This is a genomic window from Mycobacterium numidiamassiliense (genome assembly GCF_900157365.1).
Lineage (GTDB): Bacteria > Actinomycetota > Actinomycetes > Mycobacteriales > Mycobacteriaceae > Mycobacterium > Mycobacterium numidiamassiliense.
The window spans coordinates 1851264-1867976 of sequence record NZ_FUEZ01000004.1 but is presented as its reverse complement, the minus strand read 5'-3'; the positions used below and the strand labels follow the sequence as shown (position 1 = coordinate 1867976).

The 16713-nt window shown below is 67.1% G+C and carries 7 protein-coding genes; 2 read left to right on the top strand and 5 right to left on the bottom strand.

Annotated elements, in window-relative coordinates:
• The first annotated feature begins 15 nt into the window (after window positions 1-15).
• Together MNAB215_RS17540 and MNAB215_RS17535 are read left to right on the top strand one after the other, a co-directional pair.
• On the top strand, window positions 16-684 hold the full coding sequence (locus MNAB215_RS17540; protein WP_077079961.1) for a GAP family protein: 669 nt from the start codon (window positions 16-18) through the stop codon (window positions 682-684).
• A 39-nt stretch (window positions 685-723) separates the two neighbouring features.
• Window positions 724-1797, top strand: a complete 1074-nt coding sequence (locus MNAB215_RS17535; RefSeq protein WP_077079960.1) for a PE-PPE domain-containing protein — start codon at window positions 724-726, stop codon at window positions 1795-1797.
• Window positions 1798-1801: 4 nt separating this feature from the next.
• On the opposite strand, the gene MNAB215_RS17530 is transcribed toward MNAB215_RS17535, so the two are convergent.
• The 5 genes from MNAB215_RS17530 to MNAB215_RS17510 form a co-directional block, all read right to left on the bottom strand.
• Complete coding sequence (locus MNAB215_RS17530; RefSeq protein WP_077079959.1) at window positions 1802-4828, bottom strand: MMPL/RND family transporter; 3027 nt, start codon at window positions 4826-4828, stop codon at window positions 1802-1804.
• Between the two features lie 78 nt (window positions 4829-4906).
• On the bottom strand, window positions 4907-6322 hold the full coding sequence (locus tag MNAB215_RS17525; protein ID WP_077079958.1) for a condensation domain-containing protein: 1416 nt from the start codon (window positions 6320-6322) through the stop codon (window positions 4907-4909).
• 20 nt (window positions 6323-6342) lie between these two features.
• Complete coding sequence (gene pks2 / locus MNAB215_RS17520; RefSeq protein WP_077079957.1) at window positions 6343-12753, bottom strand: sulfolipid-1 biosynthesis phthioceranic/hydroxyphthioceranic acid synthase; 6411 nt, start codon at window positions 12751-12753, stop codon at window positions 6343-6345.
• Between the two features lie 223 nt (window positions 12754-12976).
• Window positions 12977-14269, bottom strand: coding sequence for an alpha/beta hydrolase (locus MNAB215_RS17515; protein ID WP_077079956.1), 1293 nt, complete (start codon window positions 14267-14269; stop codon window positions 12977-12979).
• 65 nt (window positions 14270-14334) lie between these two features.
• Complete coding sequence (locus MNAB215_RS17510) at window positions 14335-16677, bottom strand: amino acid permease (protein ID WP_425436541.1); 2343 nt, start codon at window positions 16675-16677, stop codon at window positions 14335-14337.
• Window positions 16678-16713 lie beyond the last annotated feature (36 nt).

Here is a 16713-nt window from a genome sequence, read left to right as displayed (position 1 = left end):
AACGTAGCGCTCGCCATGTGGATCACCCTCCTGGTCATGGCCGTCGCCATCAGCCTCGAACCGTTCCGCATCGGGATGACGGTGCTGATGCTGAATCGGCCCAGGCCGATGCTGCAACTCCTCGCGTTCCTCTGCGGCGGTTTCGCGATGGGCATGAGCGTGGGACTGGTTGTGCTGTTCGTGGTGCAGCGCAAGCTGCCGAATGCCTCACATGTCAGCTTGCCGGGGCTGCAGATGCTGCTCGGTGCGCTGGCACTGATCACGGCGGCCGTTCTGGCCGTCCAGGTCGCGACCAAGGGACGAGGCGGACGCCGGAAGGCGATCGGGCTGGAGAGGCTTTCGGCGCGGGCGCGACGCTTGCTGCACGGCCGTTCGCTGTGGGTGGCCGGAATGGCCGGTCTGGGGATTGCGCTGCCGTCCGTGGACTATCTGGCCGTGCTGGCCGTCATCGTCGCATCGGGCACGGCGGCGCTGACTCAGGTCGGTGCGCTGGTCATCTTCCATCTCGTGGCGTTCGCGCTCGTGGAGATCCCCCTGCTCGCATACGTGCTGGCGCCCGAGCAGACGCGGACGTCGATGATCGCGTTGCACAACTGGATCCGGTCGCGGCGCCGCATCGAAGTGGCCTGCCTGCTGGCCACGGCCGGCTGTGTCCTGCTCGTGGTCGGATCAACAAGCCACTAGGGCGGGTACTGTGGAGGCGGAAACCCGGGGGAGAAAAAGATGAAACGGCTACTCGCCGGAACGCTTGCCACCGTACTCGTGGGATCGGTCGGCGGCCTTGGCATCACTGCCGCGACCGCTGACCCCGGAATGCCCTGGATGCCTGTGCCGCCGTCCCCGATCGGCGATGACGCGAACGCGAAAGTCGTTTACGCCCTTGGCGGGGCGCGGGCACCGGGCATCCCCTGGCGCGACTACACGAACCGGGCCGGGTCCGAGTACTTCCCGAACGCCAAGCGCGACCTCATCGACTACCCCGCGGGCGCCCCGTTCAGCTGGGTGCCGCAGGCGCTGTTTCCGGGGCCGCGCGACAACGTGACCATCGGCCAGGCCGCCGACCAGGCCACGAACAGTCTGGACCGGGCCGTGCGGCACGGAACCGAACCGGCCGCGGCGGTCGGTTTGTCGCAGGGCACGCTGGCCCTGGACCAGGAACAGGTGCGGTTGGCCAACGACCCGAACGCACCTCCACCAGACAAGCTGCAGTTCACCACAATTGGTGATCCGATGGGAACACACGCGTTCGGTTCCAGCTTCTTGGCCGGCATCTTCAAACCGGGCGACTACGTTCCGTTCATCGACTACACCGTGCCCCGGCCGGTGGAAAGCCAATACGACACCAACCGGGTCATCGCCTCCTACGACGGCCTGGCCGACTTCCCGGACCGGCCGGACAATATGTTGGCCGACGCCAACGCATTCATCGGGTCGGCGATTGTGCACACCCCGGCCGCGTTCACCGGTCCCGGCGATGTGCCCCCGGAGAACATCAGAACAGAAGTCAATTCGCGTGGCGCCAAGACCACGACATATCTGGTTCCGGTGAACCATCTTCCGTTGACGTTGCCGCTGCGCTACCTGGGCTGGTCCGATGGACTGGTTGACCAGATCGACGCGGTCTTGAAGCCGCAGATCGATGCGGGCTACTCGCGCAACGACAATGTGCTCAACCGGCCGACCACGGTGGAGCCGAATGGCATGGACCCGGTGGGCATCCTGGATCCGGCCACCCGCGACTCCATCGAGAACGGTTTCGCGCAGCTTCGCGCGATCCTTCCGCCACCGCCCGGCTAAGTTTTCACCCTTCGGGCGTTCCCTCGGCTACCGCGTCGAACACGTTTTGCCTCTTCGCCTTACGCATGGCTGGCTCGTCTGCGGGCGGCTGCTCCCACGGCCGGGCGGGCCACCAGCTCGCCCGGGGTAACAAGGCGGCGATGGCGGGCACCGTGATCGTGCGCACCACGAAGGTGTCGACCAGGATTCCCACCCCGATCACGAAGCCGGACTGCACGACGGCGCCGATGCTGGAGAACAGCAGTCCGAACATCGAGGCGGCGAAGATCAGGCCTGCCGCCGTGATGACTCCTCCGGTGGAACGCACGGTGCGAATCACTCCGCTGCGCACTCCGAACGGTGCCTCCTCACGCAACCGCGAGGCGAGCAGCATGTTGTAGTCCGCGCCCACCGCGACCAACACGACGAACGCCAATCCGGGTACGCTCCAATGCAATTCCTGACCCAATATCACCTGGAACGTCAACACACCGATGCCGACCGCGGACAGGCACGACAGGATCACCGATCCGACCAGGTACAGTGGCGCCACGATGGCGCGCAGCAACGCGATGAGGATCAACAGCACGACGACGATGGTCACGACGACGATGAGCAGAATGTCATGGTCGTAGTAGTCCCGGGTGTCTCGCAGGGTGACCGGGTATCCCGAGATCGACACCGAAGCGTCGGACAACGTCGTATTCGGCTGCGCGCCTTTCGCGATGTCAAGGATCGTGTTGACCTGATTCATAGCGGCGGTGCTGAACGGGTCGAGGCCGGTCTGTATGAAGTACCGCACCGAGTGACCATCCGGCGAGATGAACGACTGGGCAAGCTTTTTGAAGTCCTCGGTCTTCAGTACCCCGGCCGGGATGTTGAAGCCCGCCATCGACGGCTGCGAGGCGTCCTGCCCCATGCCCATCAGAAAGTCTGACGCTCGGCCCAGACCCACACCCATCCGTTTGACCTGGTCGACCAGAATCTGCACGCCGTCGGCGACCTGACGCCCCGCGCTGGCGAGGTCGTTCGCGCCCTTTTGCACCATGGCGATCTTCGACCGAGCGGCACCCGGGTTGTCCAGTCCCAGGTCGTGCAGGGAGGAGGCGGCGCCCTGCAGCGTTCGGCTCATACCGTTCACCGTCGCGGCCAGCGTCTGGGACGACTGCGCCGTTTGCAGTTGCCGGAACAAGTCGGAAATCTTGCTCAGGGTTCCGTCGTCGCGCGCGGTGATCAGCCTGTGGAACTGGGCACGCGCGGAACCGCACAGCGGATTGGCGTCGCAGATCGGGCTGGCGTCCAGGGCGGCGACCACGGCGTCGACCCACTCGAAGTTGTTAATGACGCCCGAGAAGTTGATCTGCATCATGTCGCCGAGCGCCCGTATGTTGCTGACAAGCCTTGCGGCAGTGTCGATTTCGCCGAGGGTCCGCGCGCCCCCGAACATGGCCTGGACCGACGCGAGCGCATCGACCAGGCTGCTGATGCCGCCGATGGCCTGGCTCACTTGGGTCCGCACGTCACCGAGCTTGTCGGCCAGCAGGCCCGCGCCCGAGGACAGCCGGTTGAGATCACTTGTGCGGTCGGCGATTTGGTCCGCCCCCGCGCCCAGCTCCTTGCCGACCTGCCCGGCTTGATACGTCGCCCTGGCCAGCTCCAGCGATTCTCCGGTGGGCCGGGTAACGCCGCGCACCGCGGCGACGCCCGGAATCTGGCTGATCCGTTGTGCCATCTGCTCGAGGTCGGCAAGGGCTTGCGGGGTGCGCAGGTCGTGCGGGGATTGGATGAACAAGTATTCCGGGATCGTCTGATTCACCGGGAAATGGTGCTCCAGCGCGACGTATCCGAGGGAACTCCCCTCGGAGGCCGGCAGCTGCTTGCGGTCGTCGTAGTTGAAGCGGACGAGCGCGGTGCAACTGGCCAGGGCGATCAGCACCACCAGGCTGGCGGCCAGATAGCGGGCGGGCCGGCGCACGATGCGGACCCCGGCTCGCCGCCAGAAGACGGCGGTGCGTTCGCGGGGTTGCGTCACCCAGCCGCGCGGGGCGGCCACCATCAGGACGGCGGGCAGCAGGGTGACCGCGGCCAGGAACGCCACACCGATCGCGATCGCCAGAGCGGGGCCGACCGTGGAGAACAGGCCGAGATCGGCGAAACCCATGCCGAGGAACGTGATTCCGACCGTTGCGGCGGACGCGGCGATCACCTTGCCGATCGAAGCCAGCGCCCGCTGGACCGCTCGGCTCGGATCCTCATCCGGCGCGGAGTCCCGGCGAACGTAGTCGTGATACCGGCTGATGAAGAAGACGGCGTAATCCGTTCCTGCCCCGGCGATCATCGCGGACAACAAGACGATCGTCTGGTTGGAGACCGGCATCCCGGTCAGCGCCGAGACACCGGCAACCACCGCCTGTGCGACCACCAAGGAGGCGCCAATGGTGATGAGCGGCAACAGCATGGTGACCGGGTTGCGATAGATGACAGCCAGAATGACCAGCAACAAGATCGTGATCGCCAGTTCGATCGACACCCGATCGTGGGCCCCCGCGTCGGTCAAATCAGCGACGGTGGCGGCGGGCCCGGTGATGGTGGCCTTGAGGGCGGGTGCGCCGTTGTTCCGTTTCAGGGTGTCGTTGACCATGCCGACGACGTTGGTATAGGCGCGGTAGGACCCGGGTGTGCCCAACTCGCCGGAAAGCCCGACCGGCAGGATCCACGCCTTGCCGTCCTTGCTGGCCAGCACGTCATGCAGCGGCGGGGTACTGAGGAAGTCCTGCAGCATCACCACGTCTCTGGTGTCGCGGTGCAGGCGATCCACCAGGCCGCGATAGACGTTCTCGTCGGCCGGCCCCAGCCCCTTGTCGTCGGTCAACAGCACGATCAGCACGTTTTCCGACCCGGCCTGACCGAACGCCTGGGTGATCTTTTTCGCGGTCACCGCCGACGGTGCGTCGGCAGGCAGGATGGCGACGGGATGTCGCTGCGACATCTCCGTCAACGACGGCACCGTCAGGGGCAGCACCAGCGCAAGTGCTATCCAGCACCCGATCACAATCCACGGCCGCCGCGATACCAGCTCGCCTAGCCGACCGAAGATGAGCTCACCTCCGGTCGCGTGTGGTGCTCTGGGTCAGGCGACATTCCGCCAATGGCCACTCTCGGCGACGCGCTCGAACACGGACTTCAACGCGTCCAGGTAGCGCGCCACCGATTTCTCCGCCTCCGGATTGTCCGGGAACATCACCGTCACCGCGGTTTCCTGCTCGACCCGGATCACGTAGATCGACATCTGATACGAGTAACGACCGTCGCTGTAGACGCCGATATTGAGTCCGTCCAATTCGGCGGTGAGCAACACCGACAGCGGGGCGGTGCCCGCGTCGAGGAAGTTGATCACCGGGAAGTTCGGCCGCGGCTTGTGCAGCGCCGGCGCCAGCTCGATCACGCGGTCGTAGGGGACCTCGGCCAGCTGCACGTCGGTGTCGAAGGACAGCTGCGCGGCGCGCGCGGCATCCTCGAACGACGTGTCGGCGATGGGCACGGTGATCGGGATCAGGCCGGTGAACCAGCCCTGGGTCAGCGCATCGGCCACGGTTTTACGGGTGTCGCGCGGTGTGAGCCCGTAATAGGTTTGCGCTCCGGTCAATTCGTGTTCGGCCAGGCCGCAGCAGGCCAGCACGCCACCGATGAAGCGGGCACCGGCCTCGGTGCAGGCCGACTCGAACCGCGCCGTCTGCTGCTCGTCCAGCATCCGCATGGTGACGATGTCGGCCCGGCTGGGCCTCGACGGGTCACCGAGCGGCAGGGCGAACTCGGGCAAGCTGCCGTCATTGCCCTGGGCGAACTCCGTCCACGCGCGAATCTGCGGGGACTGCGCGGTGAGCGCATCGGTGAACTGTCGCTGCCGGATGCAGAAGTCGTCATAGCTGCCCGCCTCCGGCAACTCCAGCGGCGCTCCCCCGCCCACCAGCGAGCCGTACATCATGTGGAACTCCATGAGCGTCACGCCGACGATCATGGCGTCCACATGCACATGGTCGACGCTGGCGAAGAAGGTGAAGTGGTCCTCGCTCTGGATGACTCCGAACTGAAAGCAGCCCCACTGCAACGGATCCGGCGTGTTCACCGCGAGGTCCCGAATGTCGTTGACCGTCAGCTCGCCATGTTTGACAGGCACGAATTCGATGTCCGCGGTGTCCTGCATGGTCCGCCGGACGATCCGGTCGTCGTCGGTGTACTCGAACCAGCTGCGGTAGGTGTCGTGCCGCCGAAGGTGCGCGTTGACAATGTAATTGACCGCGCGGATATCGCACTGACCCGGTTGGTCGCTGCTGATGATCATCAGCCGCGAGTAGTCGAGCCCCTTTGCCTTCTGCTCGACATAGCCGCGAATGTGTTGCGCCTGCATGTAGCTGACCGGCACCGAACTCACCGGCGCCTGTGCCGCCTTGTCGCGTGCGGCCGGCGTCGGTTGCCAACAGACGGTGTTACCCGGGGTGGGTTCCCAATCGAACAGCGTGCCTACGGTTAACGGCCCTACCCGCAACGTTGTCTCCTCGATAAGCGTCAGCGGGTCGCCAACGCAGCTTCCGTAGTTACCAGTTCCTCGCAGATGTGGTCTGCTAAACCACGAACTGTGGTGATCTTGGTGGGGCTGATCCGAATTCCGGTTTCGGTTTCGATCCTGGTCCGCAATTCCAGGTTGCCGAGCGAATCCAGGCCGTAGTCACTCAGGGGCCGGTCCGGGTCGATGGTGCGCCGCAACAGCAGGCTGATCTGGTCGGATATCAGCCGCCGGAGCATGCCGGGCCAATCGTCGCGCGGCGCCGACTTCAGTTCGGCGACGAAAGCGCCCTTGTCCGCCTGGCCGTGAGCCATGGACTGGAACGCCTCGGCGAATCGGCTCCGTTGCGCAAAGGCGTTCAGCCACGCTGAGCCCATGATCGGCGCGTAGCAGGAGTACGGGCGGCTGTAGCGCAGTAACTCCTGGAACGCCTGATAGCCCTCGGCGGGCGCGATCGACACGCCGTACTCTTCGGCCATCGCGGTGGCGCGGACGTGGCCGACCTCGGACCACGCCCCCCATGCGATCGCGGTGCTCGGCAGTCCCTGGGCGCGGCGCCAGTGGGCGAAGGCGTTCAGCCAGCTGTTGGCCGCCGCGTACGCGCCCTGCCCGGGCGAACCCACCAGCGCGGCAGCGGCCGAGAACGAGCAGAACCAATCCAGCGGCTGTTCGGCTTCCCTTTCCTTCAAGGCCTGGTGCAGGTTCCACCCGCCGTAGGCCTTCGGCGCCCAGCAGCGGTCGATCAGGTCGTCGGTGACGTTGAGCAGCGTCGCGTCCTCGACCACACCCGCGGAGTGCAGCACGCCGCGCACCGGCAGCCCCGATCCGGTGGCCACCTTCACCAGGTGGTCGGCGAATCCGGGTTCGGCGATATCGCCGCACTCCACCTGAATGTCGGCGCCACTGGCCCGCAGGTTCGCGATGGTCTCCTGCGCCTGCGCGGTCGGCGCCGAGCGCGAGTTGAGCACGATCCGGCCACAACCCGCAGCGGCCATTTCGCCGCCCAGGTACAGGCCGAGGCCGGTCAAACCGCCGGTGACGATGTAGGCGCCGTCGGGTCGGAACACCGGTGTTTCCTCCGGCGGGATGACGGCCACGCTGGATCCGGTGCGCGGCACGTCGAGCAGCACCTTTCCGGTGTGCCCGGCACCACCGACGAGGCGGACCGCCGCGGCGGCATCGCGCACGGGGTAACGCGTGATCGGCGGCAACGGCAGCACCCCGTCGGCGGTGTGCTGGTAGACCGTGGCCAGCAGGCGCTGGACGGTCTCCGGATGGGTGTGCGTCAGCAGCGCCAGGTCGACGGCGTAGAGCGACAAGTTCCGGCGGAACGGGAACAACCCGAGCCGGGTGTCGCCGTAGATGTCGCGTTTGCCGATCTCGACGAAACGCCCGCCGAAGGCCAGCAATTCGATGCCCGCCCGCTGGGCGGCGCCGGGCAGCGAGTTGAGCACGACGTCCACGCCGTAGCCGCGGGTGTCGTTGCGGATCTGCTCGGCGAAGTCGGTGCTGCGCGAGTCGTAGACATGCTCGATGCCCATGTCGTGCAGCAACTGTCGCCGCTGGGGGCTGCCCGCGGTCGCGAAGATCTCGCAGCCCGCGGCGCGTGCGATCGCGATGGCCGCCTGTCCCACACCGCCGGTGCCCGAGTGGATCAGCACCTTGTCCGACGATGTGATGCGGGCCAGATCGTGCAGGCCGTACCAGGCGGTCGCCGCCGTGGTCGGGACCGCGGCGGCATCGGCCAGCGACACCTCGGGCGGCAACGGGACGGCCAGGCGGGCGTCGGTCGTGACGAACGTGCCCCAGCAACCGTTGCGGGACAAACCGCCGACCAGATCACCGACCTGGTGCCCGGTGACGCCGGGCCCGACCGCCGTCACCACTCCGGCGAAGTCGATGCCCAACTGCTGGCGGTAGCCCTCGAAGGTGGGGTACTGGCCGAAGGCGACGAGGACGTCGGCGAAGTTGACGCTGGACGCGGTGACCTTGACCTCGATCTGGCCTGCGCCTGGCGCAACGCGGCCGACCGCGATGAACTCCAGCGATTCGAGATCACCGGGCGTGCGGACCTGCAGGCGCATGCCGTCGCGTCCGTGGTCGACGATCGTGGTCAGCCGTTCGGCCGGGCGCAGCGGACCGGACCGCAGCCGAGCCGTGTACCAATCGCCGCTGCGCCAAGCGGTTTCGTCCTCTTCCGAACCGCTGGACAGTTGCCACGACAGCTGCGCGGCGTCGGTGTGCTCGTCCACATCGATCTGGGTGGCGCTCAGATGCGGGTATTCGGAATCGATCACGCGCATCAGCCCGCGCAGGCCGGCCTGCTCCAGGTTCGCCAGCTCGTCGTCCCGCACGGTCGCGGCGTTTCTGGTCACCAGGAACAGCCGCGGTACCTCGCCGGGAAGTTCCGCGAGTTCGCGCGCGATCCCGACCAGCTGCGACACGTAATCGCGGCCCCGCCGCAACTCGTCGGTGTCGTCGGCAGGTGGCGCGGTCACCACGACCACGCCGGTGAGGCGTTTGAGCAACCCGTGCGCGTTCAACTCGCCCGGAGCTTTTCCGCTGAGCAGCGAACGCAGCGTCGCGCTGTCCTGCGAATCCAATTGCCCGAGCGGCAGCGACGCGGTAACACATTGCGCGCCATCGGAATTCAGTGCCTCGCCGAGGCGCGTGGTCAGCGGATCGCCGTCGGTGGGGCTGAGCAGCAGCCAGCTGCCCGGCTCGATCTGCGATACCTCGGGCAGCTCGCGCGGCTCCCATTCGATGGTGAACAGCCGCTCGTTGAGCACGCGGTTGGCCTGCTCGTGCTCGGAGACCCCGGCCGACAGCTGCAACCCCTCGACGGCCAGCAGCACCGCTCCGGCCTGATCCAGAATTTCCAGGTCGGCTTCGCATTCACCGCTCAGCGACGACGTGACCCGGGTGAGGCAGTAATGCGCGTTACGGGTCGAGTGATAGTTGCGCAGCCTGCGCACACCCACCGGCAGCATCAGGCCGCCGGCGCCCGCCTTCTGCACCTGGGGATGCACGATGACCGATTGGAAGCAGGCGTCGAGCAGCGCGGGGTGGGTGGTGTACGCGGACTGCTGCGAACGAATGGCCCCGGGCAGCCCGACCTCGGCCAGCGCGGTGGTGACTGCCCCGTCGCTGCCGTCGATCCCCTCGGCGGTGTAGGTGGCGGCCAGGCCGGAGAAGGCCGGCCCGTACTGGATGCCGACGCTGTCGAAGGCGTCCCGCAGGTCGTCGCCGTCCATCCGCACCGGGTGGCTGGCGATCAGCACATCGATGTCGTGCGCGGCCGGTGGCGCCACATCCGTCGCGGCGTGCAGGACGGCGCTGGACCGCCGAACGCGCTGGCCCTCCTCATGGGTGTCCACCGCGAACTGCAGGGCACCCGAGGTCGCGACCGTCGCCGCCGACGAGGCGACCGTGTCGTCGTCCAGCAGCAGCGTCTGATCGAACGTGATGTCGTGCACTTCGGACTCGTCGCCGAGTGCCGTGCGCGCGGCGGTCAACGCCATCTCGCAGTACGCGGCGCCGGGAAGCGTTGCCACTCTGTGCAATTGGTGGTCGGCGAGCCAAGGATGCACGCCGAGGCCGACCTCGCCCTGCCAGACGTGGCGCTCCGGCTCCTCCAGCAGGTGCACGTGCGCACCAAGCAGCGGGTGGATGGCCTGGACCGAGGCGCCCTGCACCTGGTCGACCGACTCCCGGCTCAGCAGCAGCTTGCGCCGAGTCCAGGTGGGCAACGGCGCGTCCACCAACCGCCCGTCCGGGTACTGGGTGGCGAAGTCCACCGCGGCGCCGGCGCTGTGCACGTCGGCGACGAAGCCCTGCAGTCCAGCCGGCAGATCTCCCCCACCGGCGGGAGGTGCCCCCAGCTCGCGTCGTCGCATGGCCGCCAGCGCGGCGATCGGCATGTCGAGGCTGGCGGCGTTCTGCTCGACGGCATAAGTGAGCAGTGGGTGGGGTGCCAGCTCGCCGAATACCCGGAAGCCGTCCTTGAGGGCCGCCTGCACGGCGGCGCCGAACCGCACGGTGTAGCGCAGGTTCTCCGCCCAGTAGTCGCCGGTGAACGACGGCTGCTCCCGCGGGTTCCACAGCGTGGCCGAGTAGTACGGAACGTCGGGAGCCTTCGGCTTGAGATCGGCCAGGACGTCGATCAACTCATCGAGGATCGGCTCGACCTGCGGTGAATGCGAGGCGACGTCCACGGCCACCTCGCGCGCCATCACGTCCTGTTCCTCCCACATCGCCACCAGGTCGCGAATCGACTTGGCGTCACCGCCGACCACGGTCGACGTCGGCGAGGCGACGACGGCGAGCACGACGTTGGACACGCCGCGCGCGGTCAGCTCCGAAAGCACTTGTTGGCCGGGCAATTCCACCGATGCCATCGCGCCGCTGCCCGCGATGCGGGTCATCAGCCGAGAGCGGCGGCAGATCACGCGCAACCCGTCTTCGAGCGACAGCGCGCCCGCGACGACCGCCGCGGCCGCCTCACCGAGCGAGTGTCCGATCACGGCGCCGGGCCGCACCCCGTAGGACTTCATCGTTTCGGCCAGCGCCACCTGCATCGCGAAGATCGTGGGCTGGACGCGGTCGATTCCACTGACCGTCTCCGCCGCCGACATCGCCTCGGTCACCGAAAAGCCCGACTCCTCGGCGATCACCGGCTCGATGGCCGCGATGGTCGCGGCGAACACCGGCTCGTTGGCCAGCAGCTCGGCGCCCATCTTGGACCACTGCGAGCCCTGCCCGGAGAACACCCACACCGGGCCGCGGTCGCCTTGCCCCACGGCGGGCTGATACGGAATGTCACTGTCGGCGACCTCCCGCAGCGCCGAGCTCAGCTCGCCGAAGCTGGCGGCCGACACCACGGTGCGCACCGGCCGATGGGCGCGGCGGCGAGCCAGCGTGTACCCCACGTCGCGCAGCCCGGTGGTGCCGTTCGTCGCACTGCCGTGCTCGTCCACCCACTCCGCCAGCCGCTGCGCCGTGACCCGCAGTTGTTCGGCGGAGGTCGCCGACACCGGGAACAGCAGCGGCGCGTCCGACCGTGCGGGTGGCGGCGCCTGTTCGGGCGCAGGAGCCGGTGCGGGGGGCTGTGCCGGTGCTTGTTGCGGTGCTTGTTCCAAGACGGCGTGCACGTTGGTGCCCGACATTCCGTACGACGACACCGCGGCGCGCCGCAGGTGGTGGCCGTTGGTCGGCCAGGGCGTATTGGCCTGCGGCACAAAGAGCGCGGTGGGGATTTCGGCCAGCTGGTCGGGCAACCGGTTGAAGTGCAGGTTCTGCGGGACCACACCATGCTCCAGCGCGAGGATCGCCTTCATCATCCCGAGCGCACCGGAAGTCGACTGCATGTGGCCGAAGTTGGTCTTCACCGACGCCAGCGCGCACGGGCCCTCGGTGCCGTACACCGCGGCCAGGCTCGCGTATTCGACCGGGTCTCCCACCGGGGTGCCGGTGCCGTGCGCTTCGACCATGCCGACCGTGGCGGGGTCCACGCCGCCGACCGCCAGCGCCTTGCGATACGCCGCGACTTGCGCCTGCTCCGACGGCGCCGCGATGTTCGGCGTGCGGCCGTCCTGATTGGCCGCCGTGCCCCGGACGACCGCCAGGATGCGGTCGCCGTCGCGCTGCGCATCGTCCAGCCGCTTGAGCAGCAGCACCACGCAGCCCTCGCCGGAGGTGAAACCGTCGGCGGCGGCGTCGAAGGCATGGCAACGACCAGTGGGCGACAACATGCCCTGCAGAGATCCGGCAATGGACTTCCGCGGTTCGAGTATCACGACCACGCCGCCGGCAAGGGCGAGCTCGCTCTCGCCGGTGTCCAGGCTGCCGCAGGCCTGGTGCACGGCCATCAATCCCGACGAACACGCGGTATCCACCGTGGATGCGGGGCCATGCAGCCCGAGCGTGTAGGACACCCGACCGGACGCGAAGCTGTTGCAGGTGCCGGTGAATCCGTAGGGCCCCTCCGCGGCACCGGTGTCGGCGGACAGCAGCTCGTAGTCGCCGTGGGTCAGGCCGACGAACACGCCGGTCTGCGTTTGCGCCAGGGTCGCCGGGTCCAGGCCCGCGTGCTCGATGGCGTCCCACGACGTCTCCAGCAGAAGGCGGTGCTGGGGGTCGATCGCGGTGGCCTCGCGCTCGGTCAGGCCGAAGAAGTCGCAGTCAAAACCGCCGACGTCGTCCAGGAAGGCGCCCCATCGAGACACCGACCGGCCGGGCACACCGGGTTCGGGGTCGTAGTAGAGGTCCGCGTCCCATCGGTCGGCGGGAATTTCGCCGATGAAGTCGTCGCCACGCAACAACGCTTGCCACAAACGTTGCGGGGAATCGACTCCGCCGGGAAGTCGGCAGGCCATGCCGATAACGGCAACGGGTGTGACAGTTGCAGTACGCAAAGCGCAATCCCCCATCTACGCCCAGTCGTATTGGGCACTCAGTCATCGTCCACGCGAAACGGAAGAAGCCCCGAGCGCGCTCAACGCGCGCCATCCCCGTACATTCGCGCAAATATTTCGTCCAGCTGCGAATCAGCTTAGCGGTAAGAAATTATCCGCGCCGCGACGGCACGAGGCACGGGAGACACGCCGAAAGCCCGGCTGTCAGTGAGGAATTGCACATTCAGTGGCCACCGCCGCTGGCCGCAGGCGCCGTCTGCGTTTGCCCGACCGCGCCGCGGCGCGTGTAAATCTCGGCGAGGAATTGCTCGACCGCCACCGCCGCGTGTGCCGCCCGGGCGGATCCGAAAATTTCGAATGCGTGCTGCGCCCACGGCAATTCGGCGTAGACCACGGGCTGGCGGCTGACTTCGCCCAAACGCGCCACGAAACTGCGCGCCTGCGGGACCGGGACCAACGAGTCGTGGGTGCCGTGCAGCACGAAAAACGGTGGGGCGTCGGCATTGACGTAGGTGATCGGCGAAGCCACCCGGAACGGTTCGGCGATGTCGTTGCGACTCAGCTTGAATACGTTCTTTGCCACCATTGGCGGCATCAGTGGATGTATAGCGTTGCCGGTTGCCGTGAAGTCGTAGACGCCATAGAACGGGACGGCGACATCTACCCGTGTGTCGGCATCTTCGAACCCGGGCTGAAATCGCGGATCGTTGGGGGTCAGCGCGGCGAGCGACGACAGATGGCCGCCGGCCGAGCCACCGGTGATAGCGATCCAGTCCGGGTCGCCGCCGTAGGCGGCAATGTGCTCCTTGGTCCAGGCGATCGCACGTTTGACGTCGACGATCTGATCGGGCCAGGTCGAGCGCGGACTGAGCCGGTAGTTGAGGGCCACGCAGATCCAGCCCAGCTCGGCCAAATGGCTCATCAGCGGATGTGCCTGTCCGCGTTTGTTTCCCACCATCCAGGCGCCGCCGGGAACCTGGAGCAACACCGGGGCCCGCCCGCCGCGGTCGAGGTCGGGCCGTCGCCAAATGTCCAGGTGGTTTCTCGAGCCGAACTCCCCGTAGGGGATGTCGCCGTCGTGCGCGTAGTCGCGGTAGACCCGCAGCATGCGCGCCACGCCCGGTCTCTTCGCCGTCGCACCGTCGGACGCGGGGCGCTTCCAGAGGTCACCCGATTCCTTACGGCGCTCGGGTCCGAGGCCGGCGTCGAGCGCCGCGGTGAGCGGCTCGTCCGCCCGGTGGCCGAGCCGCCACAGCCCGACCAGACCCAGCGCGGACAGCGCCGATAGCAGCCAGCAGAACCGGCGCAACGGTGGTGGCAGCCGGCGATACAGCGCGGCCTGCGCCGTCAGCTGGACGGCAAGGCTCTGCAGCGGCAGCTCCGACGCGACCAGCCCGTAGGCGAAGGAAAACCCCATGCCGTATCCGCCTCTACCCAATGCCCGGTAGCCGTTGGCGGTGAACGCGAGACTCAGAACGGAGACCAACGCGGCCGCCACACGCTTGAGCAGGGTCATTTAGGTCCCTTTCGTCCCGGCACGGGCAGGCCCCACGTTTCCTGGCCCGGCATCCAGCACCGAATCTAATGTCCGGCTTCCGCGGCACCGCCGGGCCTGCCGGCCTTCGCCGGGTCCTCGACGATGTGGTAGGCCGGGTCGACCATCCACATGGGCCGGTTGCCGGTCTGCTTGGGCTTGCCGGTGATCCGCAACAACTGACCCGGCTCGATGTCGGCGCCGCCATGGCCGGGATGGAAGGTCACGGTGATCTCGCCGCTGTGGTCGCTGACGACGACCGACCGAAGCGTCCGCCTGCCCTTGCTGGTGTCCTCGACTTCGCCGACCCGTCCCTCGAAGGTGGCGCGATGCCCGGGGAGCAGGCCCGCCACCGTGATCACCGACGAAGACCCGGACTCCGGGTGCTCGTAGGCCTGTATCTCACCGTCCTCTTCGCGGGCAACCCAGGCCCCGAGATGCTCGAGTTCGCGCGCGACCCGTTGCTCGAGACGGTCCGGGTAGGCCTGCTCGATCCGGGATTGGACGTCATACGGCACGATCGTCGCGGCGGCGTCCGGGACCATGCTGACCGCCCTGGCGATCTTGTCGGCGGTGCGGTCGTGCAGCAATCGCCCGATCAGCGGCGCGTAGGTTCGGCGGGGCAACAGCACCGTGACGTTGGTATTCGATTGTTCGTCATGCGCTTTGGCGACGAACAGCTGCGCGGCCCGGATGATCCGCCGGTCCGGGCAGTCGACGACGCGCAATCGGGTATCCAATTCGAAGTGATCCCACCGCTTCCGAATCTGCGCCGCCAGGGCAGGGTCGACCATGAAGTGCACCGCAATCATTTCGTCGGCCCGCAATCCCTTGCCGTACCGAAGCGCTTCGATCACCGCGAGGTCGACCGAGTTCACGAACACGAACACCTTGTGCCGCGCGTACTTCACCAGATCGGGTCGGTCGGTGCGGAACATCTCGAGAATGGCCGCCTCCGCGCGGTATTCCCGGTTCAGCCGAATCAGCACGAACACCAGTATCGGGAAGACGACGACCACCAACCAGGCGCCCTCGGTGAACTTTGCGACCGCAAAGATCCCTACGACGACGGTGGACAGGATTCCCGCCGACAGGTTGATCGCCAGCCGCCGTCGCCACCCGGGTTCCCGCTCGGTCAGATGGTGTTTGGTCATGCCGTAGCCGGCCATCGAAAATCCGGTGAACACGCCGATGGCGTAGAAGGGGACCAGCGCGTTGACCGAGCCGCCGGTGGTCACCAGCAGTACCACGGACAGCGCGGTGAGCGCGATGATGCCGTTCGAAAACACCAGGCGGTGACCGCGTTTCATCAACTGCCTGGGCAGGAAGCGGTCTTCGGCGACGAAGCTGGCCAGGGCCGGGAACCCGTTGAAACTGGTGTTCGCCCCGGTGAACAGAATGGCAGCCGTCGAAGCCTGGACGCCGATGTACAAAATGTTGCCGACGAGCCCATGGCCGAAGACAGCACGCGCAATCTGTGACAGGACCGACGGGTATTCGCTTTCGTACGGCGTCGCGTGGGTGGCATAGGCCAGAAAGGCAACGCCGGCCAGCAGGAATCCCAGGATGGCGGCCATCGTCGTCAGCACCTTGCGTGCGTTGCGTCCCTGCGGCTTTCGAAAGAGGTCGACGGTATTGGAGATCGCCTCGACCCCGGTCAGAGACGAACCACCGTTGGCGAACGAGCGCAGCAAGGTCAGGATCGTCGCGCCCATCACCAAGCCATTGCCCTGGTGAACGGAGACCGTTCCGGGCATATCCGCCGCGTTGTACACGGGTAGGTCGCCGAACAGCAGCCGCGCGACGCCGACCACGATCGTCAGCCCACCCATGGCCACAAAGAAGTAGGTGGCGAACGCGAACTGCCACCCCGCCTCCTTCAACCCGCGCAGGTTGGCCAGACAGATAACAAGGACCACCCCGACGGTGAGTTGCAGGCTGTGCGGCCCCAGAGCGGGGATGGCCGAGACCACCGCGACCGTCCCGGCCGCGGCCTGGACCGCCACCGTCACCACATAGTCGATCAACAGCGCCGCCGCGGCGACCTGGGCGACACGGGGCCCGAAATTCTCCCGCGCCACGATGTAGGACCCACCGGCGCGGGTGTAGGCCATGACGACCTGTCGATAGGACGCGGTCACCAACACCAGGATCAGCAGAATGACGCCGGTGACAGGAATCAGCAGGGTAAACGCCGCCAGGCCCGCAGCGGGCAGCAGTTCGATCAGGATCTGCTCGGTGCCGTAGGCGGTGGAGGATATCGCGTCGGGCGAAAGTGCGCCGAGCGCAACCGGATTCGACAGCTTCTCGCCCGCCAGATCCTCGGTGATCATTGGCTTCCCCAAAAAGACACGCTTGGCGATGTCCTCGATCGAGAGCGGGATGCGCATTTTGCTAGCCGAAGTTGTCACGACCAATTCCTTACC